Genomic DNA, 19,911 nt, shown 5'->3' on the forward strand with positions numbered 1-19,911 from the left:
CTATTCATTCAACTACATCTATTTTCTTCACGAATCTTCGAATGTCCAACAGATTAGCCTCACCCGTTTTTTCCACAATGGCGTTTGACATTCCACAAGCACAAGCCCATTTCAAGACTTCTTCAATCGGAAATCCATGGGAATACGCATAGGTAAACCCGGCGAGCATGCTATCTCCAGACCCAACAGGATTCACGGCTTTCACTAAAGGAACCTTTGCCCTCAGAGTTCTTTTTCCATTAACCAAAATGGCACCTTCTTTCCCAAGAGAAAGAAGTACATAGTGTATTCCTTTATGACAAATAGCTTGAGCATGCCGTATCATGTCATCGGTAGAATCCGTAGAGTCAAATGTTCTCCCTATTAACCTAGCAAATTCTTCTTTGTTCGGCTTAATTAAAAAAGGTTTTCCTGCGATTCCTTCTGCGAGTCCGTGTCCACTTGCATCCAATAACAAGCGAACTCCTTTTTGATTGGCTTTCATTGAAAGCTCACTGTAAAAGTCAGTAGGAACTCCTTCTGGCATACTTCCAGAAACGACTACAAAATCTACGACATCTAGAATCGAAGAGAATGTTCGATTAAAGATTTCTAACTCATTGCTTGAAATTAAGGGACCCGTTTCTAAAATCTCGGTCTGACCTTCCTTTGATAGAATGGCCAGACATGTTCTAGTCTCTCCTTTAATTGGTATAAAGGAATTGTGTACCTTCAAATGAGATAATTCGCTTTCAATCCACTTTCCGCTCTTACCGCCCAGGAAACCTGTACATGTAACCTTCTGTCCCAATTGAGATAGAACCCTGGTGACGTTCAGCCCTTTCCCACCTGCCGATTTTTCAATAGAAAAAACACGATTCACCTCACCCATTCGAAATTGGGACAGTGTATATCTAACGTCTATCGCCGGATTTAAAGTGACCGTTGCAATAATGGGACTAGCCACGGTTAAAGCTACCGCACAGTTTAATTTTGTCTGCTACTACCTTTTTCAGTCTAGCGACACCATCAGTGAAGTAATAGCGAGGATCACTGGCTTCCGGGTTTGCGTTCAGGTAGCTGCGGAGGCCTTTCACAAAAGCCATCTTCAGCTCTGTTGCCACATTCACCTTGCAAATGCCCCTCTCAATGGTCTTACGAACAAGCTCATCTGGCAATCCAGATGCCCCATGGAGAACAAGGGGGATATGGACTTCCTGCTGGATTGCCGACAACCGGTTTATATCGAGCTTTGGTTCTCCTTTATAAAGTCCATGAGCGGTACCAATCGCCACAGCCAGAGAATCTATACCGGTTCTCGCTACAAACTCCTTTGCCTGCTTGGGGTTGGTGTAGATTTGATCCCTTTCGTCCACTTCTAAATCATCTTCCATCCCACTTAGACGACCAAGCTCAGCTTCAACTGTCACACCGAACGGGGCAGCATACTCTACAATTTCCCTGACAATCCGAATGTTCTCATCAAAAGAATAATGGGAGGCATCGATCATGACTGATGGGACACCCATATGAATTAGGTTCTTGATATCATCCAGGTTTTCATGATGATCAAGGTGAAAGCAAACCGGGATATCATAGCTTTTTCTTGTGGCTTCCATCATCTTGACCAGGAACTCTTTCCCCATATATCGGACAGTACCGGGCGTAGCCGCAATTATAATGGGAGAACGGAGGTCTCGTGCGGTTTCAAGGACCGCTTTGAGTGTTTCGAGATTGTGAATATTAAAGGCAGGCACCGCGTAGCCTTTTGACTGTGCATCCACGAGAATTCTACTACTTGAAACGATCATATCCTCTCTCCCCCATTCCGATAAGGATAGATTTTGACACCTTTTACGACCCGGTTAACGAGCCCCATAGGAGAGGGATTATCGGGAGAAAGTCCCAAATACATGGATTTACAAAGGGCAAATTGTTGGGCATACATGACATATGGAAACGTAAGGAATATATCTTCTTGAACCGTCTCCAAGCCTGTAGTCAAGAACAAGTTACTGTAACGTTCAGCGACATCATCCTGATAAGAGGAGATTGCAACCACCTTCCCTCGCTTTTGTTCATGGTATAGCTCCTTCAATACATCCAAATCATACTTTCTCGTATACGGATGACAGGATAAGAAAACGAAAACGATCGTTTTTTCATCTAAGATTGATTTCGGGCCGTGCCGGAATCCCAGTGGAGAATCAAATATTGCTGGAATCATACCTCCCGTTAATTCCAATAGTTTTAAAGATGACTCCCTTGCAAGCCCTTGAAAAACGCCTGAGCCTAAATATACAACTTTCGAAAAATTCGAGGAAGCAAGCGCTTCTAACTCTGTCTTTCCGGTCTCGATAATCTTAGCACCTGCCGAAACTATTTCATTAATAGTCTTCTCCAGGGTATGAACCCTCTCCGGCTGGAAAACGAGCAGCCCCGAAAGTAACATGGTCGTAAAGCTGCTCGTCATCGCAAAGCCTTGATCATTCGCTTCCTTCGGCATAAATATGACCAGGTGATCTGGGTCTCCCTTCTTCTGTTTAGCGAGTAAACCATCACGATTACATGTAAGAGCGATGCCATAAAAATGATCAATAATTTGCTCACCCAATTCAACCGAACCTACACTTTCTGGACTGTTACCAGAACGGGCAAAAGAAATCATCAAGGTTGGAATATCCTTGTCTAAATACTCATATGGATTAGATACAATATCGGTAGTAGGGATGCTTTCTACCGTCCATCTCTTATGCTTAACCATTTCCTTTATGGAAGTAAGAACGGTTTCCCCTACGAAAGCAGATGTTCCCGCTCCTGTCAAAATTACCCGAATATGAGGATGCCTATCGTCTATTTTCTTAAAAAAAGACATCAGTGTATCTCTATGTTTAAGTAAGATTTCAACGGTTTCTTTCCAAAGTCTTGGCTGTTGAGCAATTTCTCTTGTTGTATGGATAGCACCGGGATTATTTTGGTCCCATTTGTTTGTTTGTATAAATTCCATGCCCATTCTAACCCCCATAACTGTTAATGTCGTCATGACCAGTTAAATGAAATAGATACTCGAGAGCACCTACTTCAATTCAACTGTGTACGTAAATTTATCTCCTCTTGCGATAGAGATGGTATATTCAATGACTTGTTGATCTTCATACGTAATACGTTCCAATCGGAGACACGGTGAGTTTACTTCAATGGTCAGCATGCCGGCTGCCTGTTTTCCGGCACTCACAGCATTGAAGCTTTCCAGTGCTCTTGTGATTGTCACATCGTATTGGTACCGAAAGATTTCATACATTGGCGTATATTCCAATTGTTCCTTCGTTAGTTTGGTAAAACGCTCTACCGGAACGTAAGAAGTTTCATAAATCATCGGTTCTTCGTCAGCAAGTCTCAGTCTCGTAATCTTGAATACTTCTTCCTCCAACGGCAGTTTCATGGATTTCGAAATCTTGGTGTCACAGTGTACTTTTTCAAATGAAAGGACCTTTGTGGAAGGTTTTTTACCAATTTTCTTCATTTCTTCGGTGAAGCTGTAAAATTCAACAAGGCTCTGCTTATAGGTCTTTGGCGAAACATAGGATCCCTTGCCGTGAACTTTATAGATGTAACCACCCTTTTCAAGTTCCTGCATCGTTTGTCTTACCGTCGTCCGGCTCACTCTGTATGTTTCACACAGCTCCCGTTCAGACGGCAACTGCTCCTGTTCCGCAAGCTCACCCTTTTCGATCCTTTCGAGAAGGATATCCATAAGCTGGTAATACAACGGTAAGCGATTATCTTTTTCTATCATGTTAATCTCCCTTAGTGGTATCTTTGTCATAACCATTTGTATTCCATTATACATAAAATTTAGACAATTTTCACTTAATGCCATGATAGAAGTTTTGATGATTAAGCATTTTCTTTTGTCTTCTCCAACTCTTCAATAAAATTTTTCAATTCTATAGTCACACCTGACAGTCTCGATTCTTCCGCTGCAAAGGCAATCAAATGACTTTGTGAAGAAACTTTTGCAGATGTCAAAGTCCCTCTATCCTTTGTACGGACTCGGTTGATAAAATCCTGCATGATACCCGTATCAGCACCCATGTGACCTCCATCCACGGTTGGAGGATAGATAACTTCCCTCTTCCCGGCAAAATGGTTAATGATCAATTCATTATTTGCGTCATGACCTGTAATTTCTCCTTTTGTCCCCATGATCTTGAAGTTACGATACGTTTCCTTCGTAAATGCTGTCATTGTAAACGAAACAGTAACATCCCCGTCAAATAGCAAATTGACGACTTGATGGTCCACCACATCATTGTCACACCGATAAACGCAGCGGCCGTAAGGACCTTCCTGAATCGCTTTCAAGCGGCTCTCGATACTTGGATTTGTAGACACAACATTCGCTGGCCACACATCCCTGTCATGAAGGTACCACTTTACTGCTGAATACGGGCATTCTTTCTCCACCTTACAGCCATCTAGACAACGGTGGGTCGATCCCTCAGGAGCGTTCTCCTCTTTAAAATAGTTGAGACTTCCATAAGACGAAACGCTCTTACATTCCGCTCCAATCAACCAGGCAAGCATATCCATGTCATGACAGCTTTTCTGAAGTATCATAGGACTTGATTCTTTCGAATTACGCCAATTACCACGGACAAAACTGTGAGCCTGATGGAAATAGCCGACATTCTCATTCCATTGAACCGAGACAATTTCCCCAATCACCTTCCGATCCATGACTTCTTTAAGAGACTGATAGAATGGAGCATATCTCATCACGTGGCATACACACAGGAGCGTGTTATGCTTCTCGGCAGCTTCCGCAATGGCCAATGTTTCCATGGGGCTCGGTGACATCGGTTTCTCAAGTAGAATATTATATCCCTTTTCAATAGCACGCATGACTGGTTTATAATGATCCCGGTCTGGGCTACATATTAGCAGAGCTTCACATACCCTTTCTTGATTCAACAGGTCCGGCCAGTCTTCAAATCTCATATTTTCAGGGATTCCATGTGCTTTTGCAAATTTATCCCGTTTTTCTTTATCGGGTTCTGCTACCGCGATAAACTCGATTTCGTGAGGATACTGGAGGGCATAGGATCCATACGCATAGAATCCCCTGCTTCCAGCACCTATTAATGCTGCTTTCATGGTCATTCCTCCTTAGTTATCTACCAACTTATTTACCGCCGGTAATCGCAATTCCTTCTATGAATTGCTTCTGTAATATGATAAATAGGATCAACATCGGTAACACGGCCAAGAATGACCCTGCCATCAAGATTGGATAGTTAGTGCCGTACTGCCCCTGCAATGAGGATAATCCCACTGCCAATGTCATAGCTTCAGGTGAACTATTCACAATCATCGGCCACATCAGTTCATTCCATGACCATAAAATAGTGAAAATGCCTAGTGCGATCAAGCCAGGCTTTGCGAGTGGCAGCATGATGCGCCAATAGATTTGAAAATGATTGCACCCGTCAAGTCGGGCCGCCTCCTCCAGCTCCTTTGGTAATCCCATGAAAAATTGCCTTAAGAGAAACGTTCCAAAGGCACTAAATAACCCTGGCACCACAACAGCTTGCAGCGTATTGAGCCATCCTAGCTTCACCATGATCATGTATTGAGGAAGCAAGAATACCTGGCCCGGAACCATCAATACGGACAAAGCCAGTACAAACAGGAGATTCCTTCCGGGAAACACGATCCGCGCAAAGGCATAGGCAGCCAGTGAGCAGAGAAATAACTGCCCCGCCGTGCGGAGTACCGTAATGATAAATGTGTTCATCATGAATTTAAAGAATGGCAGCAGCGTGAATACCTCTTGATAATTTCCCCACTGAAAGTCTTCCGGTATCATCACCGGTGGAACCTGAATGGACTCTGCATAGGTTTTCAGTGAGGTCAGAATCATCCAGACAAAGGGAAACAACATGACAATTGCGCCCATGATCAGAATGAAATGGATAAGAAACGTCTTACTCCTTACAAACTGAATCAATTTCTGCATAGGTCATTCCCTCCTCAATCATAGTGGACCCACCTCTTTTGCAGGGCCATCTGGATCACAGTGATGATGAGAATAACCACTAGTAATAACACCGCAATCGCTGCGGCATACCCTTTATCATTTAAAACAAAGGCATGCTGATAGAACAAATACACAATGGATTGAGTACTCTCCAGCGCCGTACTGCTCTTACTGATCATCATAAAGATCAGGTCGAAGAATTGAAATGCTCCAATCAACGACATAATCGACACGAAGAAAATGACCGGTGATAGAAGCGGCAAGGTAATTTTAAAGAACATCGTCACATGACCTGCCCCATCCATTTCGGCTGCTTCGTAATACGTTTTCGGGATCCCCTGCAGGCCCGATAAAAAAATGACCATGTTGTACCCGATCCCGCTCCAAATCGCCACAGCAATAATCGAATACAACGCGATATTTGGATTCGTCAACCATTGTGGTCCTTCTATCCCAATAAAGGACAACAGATAATTAAATAAACCGAAATCAGAATTGTATAACCATTTCCACACCATGGCAATCGCTGCAGGCATGGTAATGACAGGCAGGAAGTACAACGTCCGATAAATCGTCGTCCCTTTAATCTTTTGATTGAGCAAAACCGCGACAAGAATGGAAAGGAAAATTCCCAACGGAACGGTAAATAGGATATAGATTCCTGTATTCTTAAATGACTGCAGAAGATTCACATCCGAAAGCATCCTTGTATAATTTTTTAACCCGGTCCACTCATATGTCCCAAATGCCCCCCACTCGGTAAAACTGAAGTAAAAGGTCTGAAGCATTGGCCATAAATAAAAAACAAAGAGACCTATCATCATCGGAGCGATCATGATATATGCCCATAAATAGTCAGAACGTTTCTTGGTATTCGCATATGAAAGCATGTGAAGTTTTCGTTTCGTTTCAACCTGGAGATGAAGCGGTTCCATTTCATTTCTCCTCCTTTGTAAGGAAATGAAGAGAAGAAACCCCCTCCCCTTCTTTCCTTTCCTACTCTTCTAGTTCCTTATTTGCTTTATCCGCCAGTTCTTTTACTACTTTTTCCACACTTTCTTCACCGGCCCAGGCCTTCTTAAGAATATCCGTTTCATACTGCCAGATTGCCCCTGTATTCTTCACGCTTGGAAGTGGATAAGAATACTCAGCACCCTCGATATATGCTTTAAGATTCAACTCTGGAACAGAATTCAACCATGCCTCCTGGGTACCGTTAAAGGCTGGTATAACCGTACCTGTTTCAGCAAATACTTCGGCTGCTTCTCTCGAACCAAGGAATTTCACAAACTCCCATGCGGCTTCTTTATGCTTGGTATTGGCGGCGATGACGTTAGACAATCCATGAATCGAAACAGCCCTCTGCTTACCTTTTGGCAGTACTGCTACGTCCAAATCAGGATTCTTCTTATATTCCGGTACCATCCAAGGACCATCAAACATCATGGCGATCTTTCCGGAAGAGAACAGATCCGATGCTGCCGTTTCATTCATCTGGGCTTGAGTCGGAGACATTCCCTCTTCTATGAAACTAATATGGTATTTCAATGCTTCAATTGCTTCAGGCTGATCAAATCCTACCGATTTTCCATCCTCTGAAATCACGTGTCCTCCGTTTTGCCAAATCAAATCGTAGTAACCACCTTGGTTCCCCATCACTGCAGCAAATCCCCATACCCCATTATCCATGTTCGTCAATTTCTTTGCCGCTTCCTTAAACATATCCCAATCCCATGTGTCATCAGGGTAAGGGACACCGGCCTCATCAAAAATTTTCTTGTTATACCATAACCCCGTCGTATCATAATCCTTAGGTATCCCATATACCTCATCATTGACCGTATACAGTTCAATTAGCGAATCGGGATAATTATCCAGACTGTAATCATCTTTCTTGGCAAGGTCGCTTAGTGGCAAAAGCACCTTCCCTTCTGCATATTGTACAATATGCGGACCATTCATCCATAACACATCAGGCAATGCCCCTCCTGTTGCGGCAGTCTCGAGCTTCTGAAAATACTGCCCGTAAGGAATTAGCTCCGTTTTCACCTTAATTTCAGGGTGGTCTTCATTAAACTGTTTAATGATTTCCTCAATCGCTGGTACTTGCTTTTTATCCCAGAACCCATAACTGATTTCGACCTTTCCGTCCTTCGAATCCCCTGATGAACTGTCACTGCATCCTACCAGCAATCCAAAAAGCCCAAGCATTAACGATAGTAAAACCATAAGACCCTTTCTCATCATGTTTCCCCCACTTTCTTCAAGTAATATTCATATACAGTTACCTGCCTTAATTATTGTCATGATGTCATTACCAGTTGAAGTATAAGGCATTGTATTACCTTCTTGGATGCAACCCTGGATGCTTCTTCTTAGTAATGATGTCATTACCAGTTAAATTAAGTATACCACCTTCATTCCATAACGTGAATCTTTTTATTTAAATTTTCTAAAAATTACGTCGACAAGATTCTACAAAATTATAGTTTTCATTTTTATCCCTTTATTGTTTGTAATACACCCATTCTATTCCCACAAATGGAAGCCTTTTTAATCCTTAAAGATAGCCAATGAATTGTAACAATTTTACCATATTTAGGATAATTTAAACCAAATATTTGTTCTTTCTCTGCCATATGAATGATCATTGAACACCCTTCTAAATAATTGAGATGCACCTCGCTGTGTAACATTATAAATTTTTCTCCTGATAAATATAAGATTTGCTGTGACTGCTGTTTCACCTATAACAATTGTCGCAACCAATGATAATAGAATGATGGCACCTTTTGGAATTCGGAAAGAAGCATCTGTTAGTATTTTTAATAAAAACATTAAAAATGCCATTTCCCAGAAGGGAGGTAGTAATTCACCGTCAGAGAACAATGATTTTACTATTTTTTCGGAGTACTCATTCTGATGGGATTTGGCTAGTGTTACATAAATGGCAGGAAGGAATACAGATAAGAAAAAGCCAAAGAAACGAATAGTACGAGTTGTTAATCTACCTGCTTTAAAATAGTAATCATCAGGTGTTGGAAAGGCTTCTATGAATAAGGAAGGTGTAATGATTTTGTAAAAACGTAAATAGAGTTAGAGAGTATAAATCAGGTTGCTCTCTATGAACTAAGTGCCCAGCAAAAGGAATTACTGAGATATCAATATTGGAATTCAACTGCTTGTAGATTATAGTAGCAGAAACTTCTGCTTCTTGTTCTTCACCAACAATACACAGAGTTGGAATCTCTAAATCAGATACATCACCTGTCTTATCAAATGGGTAAAAATCCAATATATAGCTTAATTATCATATTAAACTCTATTTATACAGCTGAATCTTTTGGAAAAATGAGTAAAATAGCCCAATAGGATAAATATATATACAAAATATCAATTCCTTTGCTACTCTAGCACCCAAGAAATCTCAGCTAAATTCAATTTTCGCGCCCGATTCCGGAGTATGGATACTGGATGCAGCTTGCAAAAAAATAACCTTTTATATTTTTTTATTTGTTTTACTATTCCAGATAAAAAGTCTGATAACTCCACCCAAAATATACCCTATTATTGTTATAATGAAAACGGTCAAAAAAGTTATTGGGATGTTTTTAGTAAAGATAATTATCCAGCCAATAAACATTACTGAAAGCTCCCAAAAATCATTCCATAGCCTAATTAAAAACCTTTTCACTTTAATCATCTCCCACAATAAATACACTATTAAATAAGTATTCATTGTGGTATCGATTAATTCTTGCTTAACCCTGCCCCATTTCTATACCAATCGAACTCGAACATTCTTCTTAAAAAATAGCGCCAGATTGTTGAAGATCGTTTTAAAGACTTTATTGAAAAGCTTTGTTATTCTTGGATGTTGTTTTTGTTATAAATTCAAACCGCATATTAATGTTTTTGCGGTTTAATCATCTTTTTAAATGTAATTAAAGTAAAATAATGCGTAAAGGTTCCAAATTATATGTAGTATTAGTGAAGGATATATTGATTTGTATTTCATATATAATAATCCATAAACTAGCGCGTGAATACCAGCGTGTATCATGTTGTCGAAATGCATTATCCCAAATATAAACGAAGCCGTAAATAATGCTAGCCATTTATTAAATTTTGATTGTAAGTAACCCTGTATTAAAACACGGTATACAATCTCTTCAATTAAAGGCCTAATAACAACTAATCCAAAAGAAAACAAGATTAGTTTATAGAGCGTTTTATCTGGAATTGTATAGTGTGGGTGAGTTAGATAGTACCATGTTGTAGCTAGGTCAATTCCTCTACCATAGTAAATAGCTGCTAAAAAGTAAAATGATAATATACAAAGAAATAATACTAGATAGAAAGAACCTCTTTTAAACACGGTTGGATTAAAGTATTTACTGATAGTTAATCTTACATCTTTAAAAAGAGTTAAGACCAATATAAATAGGACAAATGTAATAATATTTAAATAAAACCACTCAAATAAAGGTGTCCAAAATACAAAAGCTAATATCAAATAATGTATTAAAATTACGGATAATATATCTTTCCCTTTTAATGTCTCCATTTTTCCCCCTTAAAATCAAATAACAAATCCTTAGAGTCTAATTGTTTTGTTTGTTTCTAAACAAAACTCTATTCTATACCATCCAATATCTCCGACATAAGCTACCTACTTCTTAGTTCTAAGATTTTTTTAAGGTTTTCTAATAACAAAGACTCTTTCTTCAACAATCCTGTTCTATTGTTTTATACCCATTATTTTTCAAAAATTCCCCTGCAGCTCAATCTTTTTTTCGCAATAAGAAAGGCGTATTCCATGCTAAAAGAAATGCGCCGTATTCATAAATAAACTATAGCTCTCATTAACTGATATACCTTAATAAAATCACAATGAAGTTTGGGCTTTCCACAAATTCATTTGAATGTACAATTAAGCAGTTTTAATAGTTACTTCTATTTGAATATCCACATTGCCTTGAATTGCACGGCTAATCATACAAGATTTTTCAGCTTTTTCCGCAATCTTTTGTGCCACCTTTTTGTCTCGATCGGAAGCATTTTGTTTCAATACTATTTCTGGTCGATGGATAATTTTTTTATATGTAAATACACCATCTGTCACATCAACAATTGCTTCTGATTCCATCGTTAATCCATCTTTCTCTATCTGACTACGTTCCATCATCGCAGCTAGTGTAATAATATAACATGTTGCTGCTGCCCCAAGGAGCATTTCGTCAGGATTTGTACCAATACCGGGACCGTTCATTTCTTTTGGTATTGAGATTTTTGTCACTAAATGATCGGCTTCGATTTTCCCTACATCATTACGTAGTCCAGGCCAATGCGCCTTTAAATGAAAATGATGCTCTGCCATTTTCATTCCTCCTTGCATTCATTTTTATTTTGTTAATAAATAACAAATAAAGGTTATATAATATAGTCACTAAGTATATTATATGAACTTATATTTTTACAACAAATGCGCCCGATCGAAATATACTTTTCTGTTGAACAGTATATTTTTACTGTGCAATAGTGCTGCTTTCCATTAACAATACTATTATTAGAAAAATCTTAGTGACATCATCAATGCCACTAAGATTTAGTATTTAAATACACAGGGTCAACTTATATATTTTTTTCTAAGTAACCCTGGTGTTATTTATGAAAACATCAATGAGCCGAATATCTCTCCTCGTGATTAACTACGCGGCGAATGAAAAATGCTAAAATCAAGCCAATTAATGCTATGATCATTGTGAACCAAAACACGTTTTGTGATCCTGCTGTCATCGCTTTTGCTATTTCGTTCAGCCTAGTCGGATCTGACGAGCCGTGCAAGTATTTCTCCATACCACCCGTAAGGATGCTGACTGCTACAGCAATTCCAATCGCGCCTGCCACCTGCTGCAGTGTGTTTAAGACTGCCGTGCCGTGCGGGTATAACTCCGGCGGCAATTGATTTAGCCCGTTCGTTTGAGCTGGCATCCATACCATGCCTACCCCAACCATGAGTCCAATATGTAATGCCACGATAAATGCCACTGAAGAAGCAGGAGATAGTGTAGTAAAGAACCATAACATAACTGAAACAATCACGAGTCCGGGAATAACTAGCCATTTTGGTCCATATTTATCGAACAAATGCCCCATTCGCGGGGAGAGGATACCGTTCAAAGCGCTACCCGGCAATAGCATGAGTCCCGCAGTAAACACAGACAACCCTGCACCTGTCTGTAGAAACATCGGCAGAATAATCATACTCGACATAATAATCATCATACATGACAGTACCAGAAGCAGCCCAAGGACATACATCGGATACTTGAAAACGCTCAGGTTCATCATTGGATCATTCATTAAGATTTGACGCAGTACGAACAGCACTAGCGCGACAAGCCCAACAATGATTGAAGTGAGCACAACTACACTGCCCCAACCTTCAGATCCTTCGCCTGCTTTACTGAAACCGAAAACAACTCCTCCAAAGCCAATTGTTGACAAGGCGACAGACAGCAGATCTATCCGAGGCTTCGTGATATCGGTGACATTTTCCAAATACTTCAATCCTATCAACATTCCTATAATCAGGAACGGAAGCGAGAACCAGAAGATATAATGCCATGAAAAATACTCAATTAATAGACCTCCAATGGTCGGTCCGGTAGCTGGAGCAAACATGATAACAAGTCCCACGAACCCCATTGCCGCACCTCGCTTTTCAGGCGGATAGATGACAAGGATTGTATTAAACAAGAGTGGAAGTAACAAACCCATGCCTACTGCCTGTAAAACTCGAGCGAACATTAACATTTCAAAATTGAACGCGAGGGCCGCAATCAATGTACCAACGATTAAGCTGATGAGCGAACCTGTGAACAGTTGCCTTGTTGTAAACATCTGTAGCAACAAACCGCTCATTGGCATTAAAATACCTAGAGTCAACAAGAACCCAGTTGTTAACCACTGTGCGGTTGCAGCCGATATTTGGAATACTTCCATTAAATTAGTCATTGCAATATTGAGGGCAGTTTCGCTGAACATGCCGACGAAACCGCAGATAAGTAGCGATGCCATAATGGCACGCGTATTGTATTGATTCTTCATTTTTATGTCTCCTTGTAAATCAATTAATTTAAAATAGTATATTTTTTAGCAAATCCTTGTTTGTTTAAATACTCACGCTTAATTATTTTCATATTTCAACCTTCCGTATTGATAAGGAACTCCCATATTCTCACGTAGTGTCTTTCCTTCATAATCCTTGTGAAACAATCCACGGTCCTGCAAAATTGGGACAACATGTTCCACAAAATCAGTAATCCCATCATAGGCTATATCCGGAACAACCGAGAAGCCATCACATGCACCAGCCAAAAACCATTCTTCTAAGAAATCAGCAACTTGTACGGGGGTGCCTGCAATTACTGGATGATAGTTAATGACCCCATGCGCAAGAACATCTCGAATGGATAGACCTTTTTGCAGAAGTTCTAAAGCTCTGTGGGAACGTGGATCCATAGGGTTGGCGTATGCATTTTTCAACATGTCAGTTGCTAAAGGTTGATCAATATCTAACGAATTTACAGATAGTCGTAAACCAACCATTGAACCAAGATAACTTACCCGACTTGGAATCTCTTCAGGGTTAAAACTCATAAGTTGTCTTCGACGTTCTAAACCTTCTTCTTCAGTTGAACCTATGGAAAACATAAAACCTGCATACATCTTGATGTCATCCGGATTTCTGCCAAAAAGAGCTGCACTTTGTCGAAGTGCTTGCCTATGTTCAAGAGCAGACTCAATGTCATAAGGATTAGCATAGACACCAGAAGCGTACCTCCCAGCAAATTCCAATCCTTCCTGCCCTCCTCCTGCCTGGAAAATAACTGGTTGACCTTGCTCAGATGGCGGGATAGGCAAAGGACCACGAGATGCATAATATTGTCCTTGAAGATTTATAGGCTGAATTTTGTCCATTTCGGCAAATTTTCCTCCTTCTGCATCTAACGTCCACGCGTCTTGTTCCCAACTCCCCCATAACGCTTGAACAATTTGTATGCTTTCATGAGCCTTGTCATATCTTTCTTTGCGATTGGCAACTTGAGTGCCAAAATTCGCTGCCGCTAATGGCTCGGATGTGGTGACAGCATTCCATCCTACACGTCCATTACTTATAACATCGAGTGCTTTGAATTGACGTGCTATGTTGTATGGATAATTAAATGTCGTTGATAGTGTAGCAACAAGACCAATATGTTTCGTTTCTCTAGCTACAGCCATTAGTGCTAACATAGGATCCATAGGAAAACTAGGAGTATGAGGACCCAAATCAACCGTTAATGCAGGAGTATCTGCGATAAAGATCATTTGAAATTTTCCTTGTTCAGCCAATTTAGCCCCCTCCACATACCTATCCATATTTGTATAGGCTGCTGGATCTGTACCAGGCATTCTCCAACTGCTGAATTCAGCTCCGTATCCTGAAACCATTTGTAATGCTAGTTGCATCTCGTTTCTATTTTCCATGTATCTCTTCTCCTTTATATTTAAATCGCTCCATGTAACAAATGAGCCGTAGTATATTACAGTAGATTTGAAAGTCAAAAAATATTTAGCTTACTAACTAATTTAGTGGATTTTATAACCTTTTCCGATATAGATACTATTTACGTTTAGGTCGCTAAGCAAATAGTTAGCATGCTAACTATCAACATAGAGAAAACCTAGAACAAGTTTCTCTCCATACGCTTCATTAGATTTCTTAAGATTAAGAGTTCTTCTGGTGAGATTGAATGGAGTAATTTTGCTTGCTGCTGTTTCCATTTAAGATCAACTGGTTTCTCTAATTTTTTGCCTTTGTCTGTTAGATAAATTCGCATTACCCTTCCATCATGTTCATCACGTTTTCGATATATGAATCCATTTAACTCCAGCGATTTAACCATATTTGTTACAGTAGGCGGTTCGCATTTTAAATGTTCACATAGTTGCATTTGTGTTATTCCATCACCTAACCACAAACGAGCGAGTAATCTGTCCTGACCTACATGAAGATTAAGTTCTCTTAGATTTTCGTTATAGTCTCTGCGCATTTTGGATGATACTTTATCTAATGACTCACGAATTTCGCATCCAACCTTATCGTTCATAGATATGCCTCCACTACTGAAATTTACTTAGCAAGCTAACTATACTACAGTTAAAAATTAGTTGTCCATCTATCTAACTTAAGAGACCTACTCTCATTTTATTAGGCTGAATTTATCTAGAACGGACGACAAAAGGATGGAACCATGCATCCACATCATTTGTTTAACACTGAAATGTCCGGATTCTATATATTATACCGTTTTGCCTATCAACTTGTTGTATGGAGTAATTTGGTTACAAACACTAGAATAAAACCAATTCTCAATTTTTAAAAGAGGGCAATAAAAATTGCCCTAGTACATTTTTTTGTACCTAAATAGCTTGGTTATTACAAAAAAAGCTACCGCAATGACAGCCCCGTCATTAAACCATTTTGAGTTGAATTATGGGTAACTTGTATATGATGAATGTGAGAGCTTTGGTTAGTCTGCCTGCTCCCCAAACTTCTTCCCGAACTCTTCCATCAAATCAATAATAGGGATTAATTCTTCCCCTTTTGAGGTTAGTGAATACTCTACACGAGGAGGAACCTCTGGAAAAACTTTGCGATTAATTAAACCATCTGTTTCCAGTTCTCGAAGTTGCTTTGTAAGAGACCCTTGTGAAATATCCCATAAAAAGGCTTTAATTTCACTATAGCGACGCTCTTTGGTCTTTAAATACCATAGAATTACATATTTCCAACGTCCGGAGAGGATATTTTGGGTATAAGCAATGCCATAAAATTCTCTTTGCTCCTTTATACACTCTTTATCAAATCCATCCTTACATATTCTAGACACCTTCTTCACCTGCTTTCTACTGTTAAGTACAAAAAAATGTACTACGTCAATTTTTATTGCCTACTTTAAAAAGATGAGAAATGATTTTATTCTAGTATATGTAACAGAAATACTCAATAAGTTTTTTTATCTAATATATGTTTACCATTTGCTAAACATATGATTGTGTAACATTAAGCTGAATAATTCTTTTATATACAAATACTTTAGGAGGAACAATCATGAGATTTGGAATTATAGGTGCTGGACCAATTGGGTCAATTATTTCGAAAAAATTAGTTAAGAATGGACATGATGTCAAAATTGCAGATGCACGAGGAATTAAACGTTTAGAAGGAAAAGAGCTTGCTGGAACAGCTGTACTTGCAGAGAATGCAATTAAAGATATTGCAGTTCTTATAATATCTCTCCCTATAAAGGCACTGCCAAGCATTCGGAACATTATCGATCAAGTCGGGGAGGAAGTAATTATTGTAGATACTTCCAATTATTATCCTTTTCGAGACGGTAAAATTGAAGAAATAGAGAACGGGATGGTTGAAAGTGTTTGGGTTTCAAATCAATTAGGTAGACCTCTCATAAAAGCTTTCAACAACTTATTAGCCTACACTTTAGAACATGAAGGAAAATCTGGCGATTCTAGTGAACGATTGGCGATGGCAGTTGCTGGTGATAACCAATCACAAAAACAAGTAGTCATGGACATAGTATCCGATCTAGGTTTTGACGCAGTAGATAGTGGTTCTTTAAGTGACTCTTGGAGACACCAGCCAGGAACTCCTGCTTACTGCACAGAGCTAACTAAAAATGATCTTACGGAAGCGTTGAAAAAGGCAAATAAAGATAACGCACCATTACTACGGGACAAGGTGATGGAACGTTTTGCAGAGCTCTTTGCACAAAAAAGGGAGTTCTCACATAAGGATATTGTGAATATAAACAGAGAAATATACAATTCGTAAAAACAAAGGTGCGCTTATTAAAGCGTACCTTTTTGTATAACACCTCGATTTGCTAAAAATTTTCTTACATAAAGCCTCTGAAATAGGAGTTTTTTATTGCACAGTATACGTCTACTACGTAATAAAAGTGATCCTGCACAATATGGCCCTAGAATGAGTAATAGGTGCTAATCCTTATTCCAGGGTAGCGCTCTCTTAGGGTTACCACTAGCCAAAAGTGGTTTACAACGATAAGGAATCAAGTTAAAAATAGTTGCGATTGGCCCCGAAAATAAATATATAAAAATAGGACACTAAACAAACAGAAGAAACAGCTTGTCCAGTGCTCTCTAGTTAACTGGTAGAACTATAAAGCTCTTCAATTTTAAAATTAACTAAAGCCATATAATCCAATAGTTTTCCATCAGAAATATGACTTTCTTGATCAAAGACTGTAGGAGAGATTAAGAAATTTTTTGTATAACTTTTACCATCTAAATCTTCAAAGTTTACATCGAGTTTTATTTCTGGAATAATGTTCCTATTTAATGTATTTTCTAAGGGTAAGAAATATTTTCATGATAGTACTTCTAAATACGAAAATGGTATTCTTAACTTAAAATGTTCGTCTTTCAAAATTATTGGTGTAAAATTACTTAAATCCTCATCTAACGGGCCTGGACCACTTTCTCGTACTAAAAATTGTTTCCCTGGCTCATATAATGAAATTTTATCCTTTCCAAATTCATAATTCCTAATAAACTCAACATCTTCATCCAATGAATAAAATATCCAGTTAAAGTTTATTTTTTTTGCATGTCCTTGCCCAATATTAGTTACTAATAAAGTTGGTGTACCTATCTTGTAAATAAAATCACCAAACCCTCGAGCTGAATTAAATTTTATTTGGTAATCTTCACTTGCTATATAAATAGCTGGCTATATTTGGCTCTTCCTGGCTTTTTGCATCTCTTTTAATTGTTCCGACGTTATTCTAGCAGAAGAATTAGCTGCACTTGCTGATTTCCAAGCAGCTAGGGCAGCTACCGTTGTACCTAATGCTGCAATAACTTCTATAAGATTAATAAATGAGAAAGGAAACCTAACTTCAGACTTTAAATGTATTGCTGTTAATAACAGTATAATCATTACTAATGTACCTACAATTATTTCACTTACATTGAGCTTCATAGATGACTCCTCAGATCATTTGTAATGACACAATTAGACATATTCAAAAATCTTCCCCCTCGCCAAATTTAACCCGTTTTATCCTTACCTTGATGTGTAATGATTTTGGTTTCACCATGAACAGATAAATTAGTTATCTTTGCCTTATCTACTCAACCCATTATAGCGTTACTTCCTTTTAATCCCATCATATCTATTTCAAGTATCTTTGCACTAATATTAATTTCGTTTTCCATTCTTGTTATATCCTGTAATAAAACTAATGAGTACCAAACAAAAGCTAATGCACTTATAATCCAGGAGGGTTTCCTCTAATTTTTATAAGCACAACATGGACTAGTATATTTCTAATCACAACTCATAATAACATTTTTCTTCTTCCACAATCTGGCCCAATTGTGGAAGAAGCATGACTAGTCAATTTGATTATTAAACCAGCGTCCTCAAATAGAATTTAAGACTAACTACTCGCTTTAGGTTCATGAGAAACGTTCTATCTTGAAATCAAATCAAATCTCTATTTACCTTTGATAGTTCCACTATGGTCACCTCAAACCTTTATACACAGTACACCATGTTTATATCCCTTTAGCAACAACAGCCTCCTTTCTTCCTGGTTTTCAAATAGAGTTTGTATTCAAATAAAAAAAGCCGATTATCTGTACCCTGGAGGTAGTCGGCTTTTTAAAGTAAGAAGTATAGGAATTTTTTTGTAACCTAATCGGACACCCATCGTTATTTAAGAGCAGTCTATTTACTCTATCTTTTATCCAAAATAAGCAAGCGTTAACCTCTTTTATATTGCTTTTCTTTATGAAAGAATTGTTCCCACTTCATGACGACGACTTTTTGTCTCATTACCAGCATGAGGATTAGTAAACCAGCAAGCACAGCAACCATGGCAGTGGGAGAGAATTCCGTGATAAATTGGCCGAAGACGGTATAAATAATGGCCAGAGGAATATTGCTCAGGAGAGAAGCTTTTGCATACTTAGAAAAGCTTTTTGTCGTTTCTATCAAGCATAGAGAGAGTAAGTGGAAGTGGATGAAAGGGATAAGGCGCATGACCGTGATTTGTCCGACCGAGAAGTTCGCCCGGTTGCCAAAGAGTCTTTCTTTCATTCGTAATATCTTTCCAAAAATACCGGGAAACTGTTGATATAAGAAGTAGAAAAATAAACTGGATAAGGTTAAGCCCACAACAGAGTAGATACTGCCGATTACTCCACCAAACAGGGCACCACCGGCAATACAGATGATGACTACTGGTATAAATAAAACTTGTCTTAATATATGGAAAAGAATAAAACCAAGAGAAGCCAGCCACCAGTGACTTTCAATCATGACAAAGAGTACGTTCATTTTTTCGTCCATTTTGGCTTGCCTCCTAGTTTTAATAATAAAGCTTATTCAACTATCCATAAATTATGTTAACTTATCAGGCTATGAGAAAATACCCGCAAAGCCCGATATGTAAAAACGTTATGAACGGAAGACCTATCCGGAATAACAGACGCTTCGTTTTATGACGGAAGGTTTGCATCCCCATCCATGCACCAAGTGCCCCGCCCAGTAGCGCGATTCCCCAAAGGTGTAATTCAGGCACTCTCCAGCGATGCTGAATGGCTCTTTGTTTATCTACTTTCATAATAATGAAGCCTACAATGTTTATAAAGATATAATAACCGACGAGTACTTCCATCATATCCTCCAGGATTCGAATGTGTGCACACATTTTGTATGTAGACTGATTTATCTATCAGTCTCGATAATATTTTATCAAAACACAAAAGAGGCTACCAAATTGTTAGCCTCTTTT

The 19,911-nt window shown here is 38.8% G+C and carries 21 protein-coding genes; 1 reads left to right on the top strand and 20 read right to left on the bottom strand.

The genetic code is table 11. The annotated features are described in order from the left end of the window. Positions 1 to 4: 4 nt before the first annotated feature. The 16 genes from pfkB to LG307_RS16765 all read right to left on the bottom strand — a co-directional run bounded on the left by pfkB (position 5) and on the right by LG307_RS16765 (position 15,960). Positions 5 to 946, bottom strand: a complete 942-nt coding sequence (gene pfkB / locus LG307_RS16690) for a 1-phosphofructokinase (RefSeq protein ID WP_404444301.1) — start codon at positions 944 to 946, stop codon at positions 5 to 7. Further along, entirely contained in the window at positions 939 to 1,790 is an 852-nt protein-coding gene (gene gatY / locus LG307_RS16695) for a tagatose-bisphosphate aldolase subunit GatY (protein ID WP_404444304.1), read from the bottom strand. The genes pfkB and gatY overlap by 8 nt, the downstream gene beginning before the upstream one ends. Beyond that, entirely contained in the window at positions 1,787 to 2,986 is a 1,200-nt protein-coding gene (locus tag LG307_RS16700; RefSeq protein WP_404444306.1) for an SIS domain-containing protein, read from the bottom strand. Before LG307_RS16700 ends, gatY begins: the two co-directional genes overlap by 4 nt. Positions 2,987 to 3,055: 69 nt before the next feature. Then, positions 3,056 to 3,775 carry a GntR family transcriptional regulator gene (locus LG307_RS16705; RefSeq protein WP_404444308.1) on the bottom strand — a complete coding sequence of 240 codons (720 nt, stop codon included), beginning with the start codon at positions 3,773 to 3,775 and terminating at the stop codon, positions 3,056 to 3,058. Positions 3,776 to 3,876: 101 nt separating this feature from the next. Then, positions 3,877 to 5,136, bottom strand: a complete 1,260-nt coding sequence (locus LG307_RS16710) for a Gfo/Idh/MocA family protein (protein WP_404444311.1) — start codon at positions 5,134 to 5,136, stop codon at positions 3,877 to 3,879. A gap of 28 nt (positions 5,137 to 5,164) precedes the next feature. Then, complete coding sequence (locus LG307_RS16715; protein WP_404444314.1) at positions 5,165 to 5,998, bottom strand: carbohydrate ABC transporter permease; 834 nt, start codon at positions 5,996 to 5,998, stop codon at positions 5,165 to 5,167. A gap of 14 nt (positions 5,999 to 6,012) precedes the next feature. Further along, a complete protein-coding gene (locus LG307_RS16720) occupies positions 6,013 to 6,909 on the bottom strand; it encodes a carbohydrate ABC transporter permease (protein WP_404450481.1) in 897 nt (298 codons plus the stop codon). A 106-nt stretch (positions 6,910 to 7,015) separates the two neighbouring features. After that, positions 7,016 to 8,263 carry an ABC transporter substrate-binding protein gene (locus LG307_RS16725; protein ID WP_404450482.1) on the bottom strand — a complete coding sequence of 416 codons (1,248 nt, stop codon included), beginning with the start codon at positions 8,261 to 8,263 and terminating at the stop codon, positions 7,016 to 7,018. Between the two features lie 254 nt (positions 8,264 to 8,517). Continuing rightward, entirely contained in the window at positions 8,518 to 8,670 is a 153-nt protein-coding gene (locus tag LG307_RS16730) for a hypothetical protein (RefSeq protein WP_404444317.1), read from the bottom strand. Beyond that, the gene (locus tag LG307_RS16735) at positions 8,618 to 9,094 is read right to left on the bottom strand and encodes a spore germination protein (protein ID WP_404450483.1); all 477 of its coding nucleotides are present in this window, start codon (positions 9,092 to 9,094) and stop codon (positions 8,618 to 8,620) included. The genes LG307_RS16730 and LG307_RS16735 overlap by 53 nt, the downstream gene beginning before the upstream one ends. Positions 9,095 to 9,953: 859 nt before the next feature. Then, the gene (locus tag LG307_RS16740; RefSeq protein WP_404444320.1) at positions 9,954 to 10,586 is read right to left on the bottom strand and encodes a lysostaphin resistance A-like protein; all 633 of its coding nucleotides are present in this window, start codon (positions 10,584 to 10,586) and stop codon (positions 9,954 to 9,956) included. A 366-nt stretch (positions 10,587 to 10,952) separates the two neighbouring features. Beyond that, positions 10,953 to 11,399: an OsmC family protein gene (locus tag LG307_RS16745; RefSeq protein ID WP_404444323.1), complete on the bottom strand. Its 447-nt coding sequence runs from the start codon at positions 11,397 to 11,399 to the stop codon at positions 10,953 to 10,955. A 299-nt stretch (positions 11,400 to 11,698) separates the two neighbouring features. Continuing rightward, the gene (locus tag LG307_RS16750) at positions 11,699 to 13,156 is read right to left on the bottom strand and encodes a DHA2 family efflux MFS transporter permease subunit (RefSeq protein WP_404450484.1); all 1,458 of its coding nucleotides are present in this window, start codon (positions 13,154 to 13,156) and stop codon (positions 11,699 to 11,701) included. A 54-nt stretch (positions 13,157 to 13,210) separates the two neighbouring features. Next, positions 13,211 to 14,554, bottom strand: a complete 1,344-nt coding sequence (locus LG307_RS16755) for an NtaA/DmoA family FMN-dependent monooxygenase (protein WP_404444326.1) — start codon at positions 14,552 to 14,554, stop codon at positions 13,211 to 13,213. 197 nt (positions 14,555 to 14,751) lie between these two features. Beyond that, a complete protein-coding gene (locus LG307_RS16760) occupies positions 14,752 to 15,177 on the bottom strand; it encodes a MarR family winged helix-turn-helix transcriptional regulator (RefSeq protein ID WP_404444329.1) in 426 nt (141 codons plus the stop codon). A 423-nt stretch (positions 15,178 to 15,600) separates the two neighbouring features. Continuing rightward, the gene (locus LG307_RS16765; RefSeq protein WP_170938387.1) at positions 15,601 to 15,960 is read right to left on the bottom strand and encodes a helix-turn-helix domain-containing protein; all 360 of its coding nucleotides are present in this window, start codon (positions 15,958 to 15,960) and stop codon (positions 15,601 to 15,603) included. Between the two features lie 221 nt (positions 15,961 to 16,181). Between LG307_RS16765 and LG307_RS16770 the strand changes: the two genes are divergently transcribed. Then, on the top strand, positions 16,182 to 16,922 hold the full coding sequence (locus LG307_RS16770; protein WP_404444331.1) for an NADPH-dependent F420 reductase: 741 nt from the start codon (positions 16,182 to 16,184) through the stop codon (positions 16,920 to 16,922). Between the two features lie 555 nt (positions 16,923 to 17,477). On the opposite strand, the gene LG307_RS16775 is transcribed toward LG307_RS16770, so the two are convergent. From LG307_RS16775 to LG307_RS16790, 4 genes are all read right to left on the bottom strand, one after another. Further along, positions 17,478 to 17,681 (bottom strand): hypothetical protein, encoded by a 204-nt coding sequence (locus tag LG307_RS16775; protein ID WP_404444334.1) that lies wholly within the window; start codon positions 17,679 to 17,681, stop codon positions 17,478 to 17,480. Positions 17,682 to 17,840: 159 nt separating this feature from the next. Further along, positions 17,841 to 18,092 (bottom strand): hypothetical protein, encoded by a 252-nt coding sequence (locus tag LG307_RS16780; RefSeq protein WP_404444336.1) that lies wholly within the window; start codon positions 18,090 to 18,092, stop codon positions 17,841 to 17,843. Positions 18,093 to 18,878: 786 nt separating this feature from the next. Continuing rightward, positions 18,879 to 19,466, bottom strand: coding sequence for a TVP38/TMEM64 family protein (locus LG307_RS16785; RefSeq protein WP_404444338.1), 588 nt, complete (start codon positions 19,464 to 19,466; stop codon positions 18,879 to 18,881). A gap of 64 nt (positions 19,467 to 19,530) precedes the next feature. After that, positions 19,531 to 19,794, bottom strand: coding sequence for a DUF1294 domain-containing protein (locus LG307_RS16790; protein ID WP_404450485.1), 264 nt, complete (start codon positions 19,792 to 19,794; stop codon positions 19,531 to 19,533). Between the last annotated feature and the right edge of the window lie 117 nt (positions 19,795 to 19,911).

Origin of the sequence: Sutcliffiella horikoshii (assembly GCF_044809035.1) — a bacterium.
GTDB lineage: Bacteria > Bacillota > Bacilli > Bacillales > Bacillaceae_I > Sutcliffiella_A > Sutcliffiella_A horikoshii_G.